The organism is Serpens gallinarum, assembly GCF_014836765.1.
Taxonomy (GTDB): Bacteria; Pseudomonadota; Gammaproteobacteria; order Pseudomonadales; family Pseudomonadaceae; genus Serpens; species Serpens gallinarum.
Map to the genome: position 1 here is coordinate 161084 of NZ_JACSQG010000008.1, position 6102 is coordinate 167185.

Consider the following 6102-nt stretch of genomic DNA (forward strand, 5'->3'; position numbering starts at 1 on the left):
GCCCCCTTTTTGCTCAACGGGTCACGCCAAAGCGCTTCGTGCTCAGCCTGCGGCGGCTTCGGAAGCGGACTCTTCGACGAACTCTTCAACACCACCGGCATTCTTGCCACGCAGTACAGCGTCGGCGAAGGCGCCCAGGTACAGCTGAACGGCGCGAATGGCGTCGTCGTTACCCGGGATAACGTAGTCAACGCCTTCCGGACTGCTGTTGGTATCGACAATGCCGATTACCGGAATGCCCAGCTTGTTGGCTTCGCTGATAGCGATACGCTCGTGATCAACGTCAACCACGAACAATGCATCAGGCAGACCGCCCATATCCTTGATACCACCGATGCTGCGATCCAGTTTTTCCAGATCACGGGTGCGCATCAGGGCTTCTTTCTTGGTCAGCTTGTCGAAAGTACCGTCCTGGGACTGGGTTTCCAGCTCGCGGAGGCGCTTGATCGATACACGGATGGTCTTGTAGTTGGTCAGCATGCCGCCCAGCCAGCGGTGATCGACATACGGCATACCGCAACGGCTAGCTTCTTCACGAACGATCTTGCCAGCGGAACGCTTGGTGCCAACGAACAGAATCTTGTTTTTGCCCGAAGACAGCTTTTCGACGAAGCTCAAGGCTTCGTTGAACATCGGCAAGGTTTTTTCCAGGTTGATGATGTGGATCTTGTTGCGCGCGCCGAAAATGAACTTGCCCATTTTCGGGTTCCAGTAACGGGTCTGGTGGCCGAAGTGCACACCGGCCTTCAGCATGTCGCGCATAGTGACTTGAGACATTTCAATTCCTCGATAAGTCGGGTTAGGCCTCCACGCATCCCGATTTCCAACCCTTGCGGGCACCCAGAAAACCGTGTCGATACGTGTGTGGATTAAGGTCGCTGACAGGCACTGCCCGTCGAGCGGCGCGTTTTATAGCATAAAAGCGGATCACAAGCTACAGGCCAGTGTAGTCCCTTGCAGCGCCGCGTCGCCCGTCCTTAGTCGCTTTGGTTTATCATTTGCCTTCCCTTTTTGTCTTGCGCCCTACGCGCCGAAGAGTATTCCCATGAGTGTTTCCATCAAGACTCCCGAAGAAATCGCAAAAATGCGCGTCGCTGGCCGCCTGGCCGCCGAGGTGCTGGAAATGATCGAAGAACATGTCAAAGCCGGCATCACCACCGATGAACTCGACCGCATCTGCCATGACTACATCGTCAATGTTCAACAGGCCATTCCTGCGCCACTGAACTACCACGGCTTTCCAAAATCGATCTGCACGTCGATCAACCACGTGGTCTGCCACGGCATCCCGAATGACAAGCCGCTCAAGGATGGCGACATCATCAATATCGACATCACCGTGATCAAGGATGGCTACCACGGCGACACCAGCAAGATGTTCCTGATCGGCAAAACGCCGGAGTGGGCTGATCGCCTGTGCAAGATCACCCAGGAATGCTTGTATAAAGGCATTGAACTCGTACGGCCCGGCACCCGCCTGGGCGATATCGGCGAAGTGATTCAGAAGCACGCAGAAAAAAATGGCTTCTCCATCGTGCGCGAGTATTGCGGGCACGGTATTGGTGCAATTTTTCATGAAGAGCCGCAAGTCTTGCACTATGGGCGTGCAGGCACCGGCCTGGAGTTGCAGGAAGGCATGACGTTCACCATCGAACCCATGCTCAACCAGGGTCGCCCGGAAACCCGCACCCTGGGCGACGGCTGGACCGCCATCACCAAGGATCGCAAGCTGTCCGCACAATGGGAGCACACCATCCTGTGCACCGCCGACGGCTACGAGATCCTCACCCTGCGCAAGGATGACACCATCGCACACACATCGGCCTGAATCCTGCTAGCGCCGAGCCCCCATGTTGCACTAACAAGGCCGCAGCCATGCCCCAGGTGGATCCCGAACTGTTCGACCCCGGTCAATTCCAGGCCGAACTGGCGCTCAAAAGCAGCCCTATCTCAGCCTTCAAGAAGGCCATTGGCCGCGCTCGCACCGTGCTCGACAAGCGCTTCACCGAAGGCCGCGATATTCGCCGCCTGGTCGAGGACCGCGCCTGGTTCGTCGACCAGATCCTGCGTCGCGCATGGAACCGCTTCCCCTGGAGCCAGAATGCCGACATCGCCCTCGTGGCGGTCGGCGGCTACGGTCGTGGCGAACTGCATCCCTATTCGGATATCGACCTGCTGATCCTGCTGGCCGACAACGATCACGAACTGTTTCGCGAATCCATTGAGGGTTTCCTTACCCTGCTCTGGGACATTGGCCTGGAAGTTGGCCACAGCGCTCGCTCACTGGATGAGTGTGGCATCGAGGCGCGCGCAGACCTGACTGTGATCACCAACCTGATGGAAAGTCGCACCATCGCCGGCCCTGAGCACCTGCGCCTGCACATGCAGACCCTCATCAGCCCACAACAGATGTGGCCGAGCGAAGAATTCTTCGTGGCCAAGCGCCAGGAACTGCGTAAGCGCCACGCGAAATACAACGACACCGAATACAACCTGGAACCCAACGTCAAAGGCTCGCCGGGCGGGTTGCGTGACATCCAGACCATCCTGTGGATCGCCCGCCGGCAGTTCGGGACGCTGAACCTGCACGCCATGCTCAGCCAGGGTTTTTTGTTGGAAAGCGAATACAACATGCTCGCACATGCCCAGGAATTTCTCTGGAAAGTGCGTTACGCCCTGCACATGCTCGCCGGCCGCGCCGAAGACCGCCTACTGTTCGACCATCAACGCAAGATCGCCGGCCTGCTGGGTTTCATCGACGATGACATCAAGCTGGGGGTCGAACGCTTCATGCAGAAGTACTACCGCATCGTGATGGGCGTTGCCGAACTCAACGACCTGATCAAACAGCATTTTGAAGAGGTCATCCTCAGTCATCCCGACAGCGCGCCACCCTACCAGTTGAATAACCGCTTCCAGGTACGCGACGGCTATCTGGAAGTAACCCATGATCAAGTTTTCAAGCGTACGCCGTTCGCCCTACTGGAAATCTTCGTGCTGCTTGCCCAGCACTCGGAAATCAAGGGCGTGCGGGCCGACACCATTCGCCAACTGCGCGATCATCGCTACCTGATTGATGATGAGTTCCGCCAGGACATTCGCAACACCAGCCTGTTCATTGAGCTGTTCAAATCCAGCCAGGGCATCCACCGCAATCTGCGACGCATGAACCGCTACGGCATTCTTGGCCGCTACCTGCCGGAGTTCGGCCTGGTTGTGGGCCAGATGCAGCACGACCTGTTCCACATCTATACGGTCGACGCCCACACCCTCAACCTGATCAAGCACCTGCGCAAATTCAAATGGCCAGAGCTTGCCGACAAGTTCCCCCTGGCCAGCCTCCTGATCGATCAGCTGCCCAAACCCGAACTGATCTATATCGCCGGGTTGTATCACGACATCGGCAAGGGCCGTGGCGGCGATCACTCGGAAGTCGGCGCCGCCGACGCGCAAGCCTTTTGCGCCCGCCATCAGCTACCGCCCTGGGACAGCCGTCTGATCGTCTGGCTGGTGCGCAACCACCTGGCCATGTCCAGCACCGCGCAGCGCAAAGACTTGTCCGACCCCCAGGTGATCAACGATTTCGCCCAACTGGTTGGCGACCGTACCCGCCTGGACTATCTCTACGTCCTGACCGTGGCCGATATAAATGCCACCAACCCGTCACTGTGGAACTCCTGGCGTGCCAGCCTTCTGCGCCAGCTGTACGAGGAAACCAAGCGCGCACTGAACCGCGGCCTGGAAAACCCTTTGGATCGCGAGGAGCTGATTTGCGCAACCCAAAGCGCCGCACTCGACCTTCTGGCGCAACGCGGGATTGACCCGGATGCCGCCGAACAGCTATGGGCCCAACTGGGCGACGATTACTTCCTGCGCCACACTGCCAGCGACATTGCCTGGCACACCGAGGCAATCATTCAGCACCCCAACGGCAGCGATCCACTGGTACTCATGCGCGAGACTGCCCAGCGCGGAGTCGAAGGCGCCACGCAGATCTTCATCTACGCCCCCGATCAGCATGACTTTTTTGCCGTCACCGTGGCAGCTATGGCCCAGCTCAACCTGAGCATTCACGACGCCCGCATCATTACCTCAAGCAGCCAATTTACCCTGGACACCTACATTGTTCTGGACGGTGATGGCGAGCGCCTGCTCGACAAGCCCGAGCGCGTCGAGCGGATCCGCAACGGCCTGATCGAGGCCCTGAAGAGTCCCGATGACTATCCGGCAATCATCCAGCGCCGTATCAGCCGCCAGCAGAAGCATTTCGCCTTCGCCCCGCAAGTCACCATCCACAATGATGCCCAGCGCCCGGTTACTGTCCTCGAATTGATCGCCCCTGACCGCCCCGGCCTGTTGGCGCGCATTGGCAAAATCTTCCTCGATTTCGACCTGTCGCTGCAAAACGCCAAGATCACCACGCTAGGCGAGCGGGTCGAGGACGTCTTCTTTGTCACCGACGCCAATCACCAACCCCTGTCCGACCCGGAATTCTGTGCGCGCCTGCAACAGGCCATCGTCGAGCAACTGACCGTGGACGGGGCGCCAAACCTCGATCTCAACCGCATCAGCATCTGATCTACCCACCGCCGCCTTCGGACGCCACCTGCCTGCCGCAGCTCGCAGGCGGAGCCCGGGGGCCCGAGCCCCGGAAAACCCATGAATCCATCCCTGAACCTGCTGCAACCCTACCCCTTCGAGAAGCTCCGCAGACTGCTGTCCGACGTGCAGCCGCCCGCTGACAAGACGCACATCGCCCTGTCCATCGGTGAACCCAAGCACAGCTCGCCGAGCTTCGTCGCCGAAACGCTGAGCGCCAACCTTGCGCACCTGTCGAGCTACCCGACGACACTGGGCATTGCCGCCTTGCGCGAAGCCATTACCCGATGGTGTGCAGGTCGCTTCCGGGTGCCTTCCGGCTGGCTTGATCCGGCTCGACACGTGCTCCCGGTCAGCGGCACCCGCGAGGCGTTGTTTTCTTTCGTGCAGGCGGTTTTCGACCGCGAGCGCGGCGGCCTGGTTATGAGCCCAAACCCGTTTTATCAAATCTATGAGGGCGCCGCCCTGCTCGCCGGCGCCACGCCGCATTACCTTCCCTGTTTGGCGCAGAACAACTTCATCCCTGATTTCGACGCAGTGACCCCTGACACCTGGCAACGCACTCAGATCCTGTTTCTCTGCTCGCCCGGCAATCCGACCGGCGCCCTGCTGCCATTGGACACTTTGAACAAACTGATTCATCTGGCCGATGAGCACGACTTCGTCATCGCCGCCGACGAATGCTACAGCGAGCTGTATTTCGACGAGCAAAACCCGCCCGCCGGGCTGCTGACCGCTTGCGCTGAACTGGGTCGTCACGATTTCAAGCGCTGCGTGGTGTTTCACAGCCTATCCAAGCGCTCCAATCTGCCGGGATTGCGCTCCGGTTTCGTGGCCGGTGATGCCGAGATCCTCAAAGCCTTCTTGCTGTATCGCACCTACCACGGCTGCGCCCTGCCGGTACAGACACAGCACGCCAGTGTCGCCGCCTGGAACGATGAAGTGCATGTACGTGCCAATCGCAGCCTGTATCGGGAAAAATTCGATGCGGTGCTGGAGATCCTCGCCCCCGCACTGGATGTGCGTCGTCCGGACGGCGGCTTCTATCTGTGGGCAGGCACTTCCATGAACGAGCAAGCCTTCACCCGCGACCTGTTCGCTCAGCAGCATGTCACGGTGATACCCGGCACCTACCTGTCGCGTGAAGTGGATGATGTAAACCCTGGCAGTAACCGGATACGCATGGCCTTGGTCGCACCACTGGCAGAATGCGTGGAAGCCGCCGAGCGTATCCGCACTTTCGTCGAGTCACGCTGAGCAGCCCACGTGGCCCCACAACAGCGTTGCGGGGCCGACGTGACATCAACCAATCAAGCCGTTCTGTGACGCTGATTCAGTGAGCGATATGCCAGGGATAAAAAGACAGGCAAAACAAAAGGGCCACCACAAGGGTGACCCTTAAATCCCACAAAAGGCGTGGGCAAGAAAATGGCGTCCCCTAGGGGACTCGAACCCCTGTTACCGCCGTGAAAGGGCGGTGTCCTAGGCCACTAGACGAAGGGG

General features: G+C 59.2%; 4 protein-coding genes. 3 read left to right on the plus strand and 1 reads right to left on the minus strand.

Annotated elements, in window-relative coordinates; translation table 11 throughout:
• Positions 1–42: 42 nt before the first annotated feature.
• Positions 43–777 (minus strand): 30S ribosomal protein S2, encoded by a 735-nt coding sequence (gene rpsB / locus H9642_RS14580; protein WP_251837181.1) that lies wholly within the window; start codon positions 775–777, stop codon positions 43–45.
• Between the two features lie 268 nt (positions 778–1045).
• On the opposite strand from rpsB, the gene map reads away from it, so the two are divergent.
• The 3 genes from map (at position 1046) to dapC (ending at position 5856) form a co-directional block, all read left to right on the plus strand.
• On the plus strand, positions 1046–1828 hold the full coding sequence (gene map / locus H9642_RS14585; RefSeq protein WP_251837182.1) for a type I methionyl aminopeptidase: 783 nt from the start codon (positions 1046–1048) through the stop codon (positions 1826–1828).
• A gap of 47 nt (positions 1829–1875) precedes the next feature.
• A complete protein-coding gene (locus H9642_RS14590; protein ID WP_251837183.1) occupies positions 1876–4578 on the plus strand; it encodes a [protein-PII] uridylyltransferase in 2703 nt (900 codons plus the stop codon).
• A gap of 81 nt (positions 4579–4659) precedes the next feature.
• Positions 4660–5856, plus strand: coding sequence for a succinyldiaminopimelate transaminase (gene dapC, locus H9642_RS14595; RefSeq protein ID WP_251837184.1), 1197 nt, complete (start codon positions 4660–4662; stop codon positions 5854–5856).
• Positions 5857–6102 lie beyond the last annotated feature (246 nt).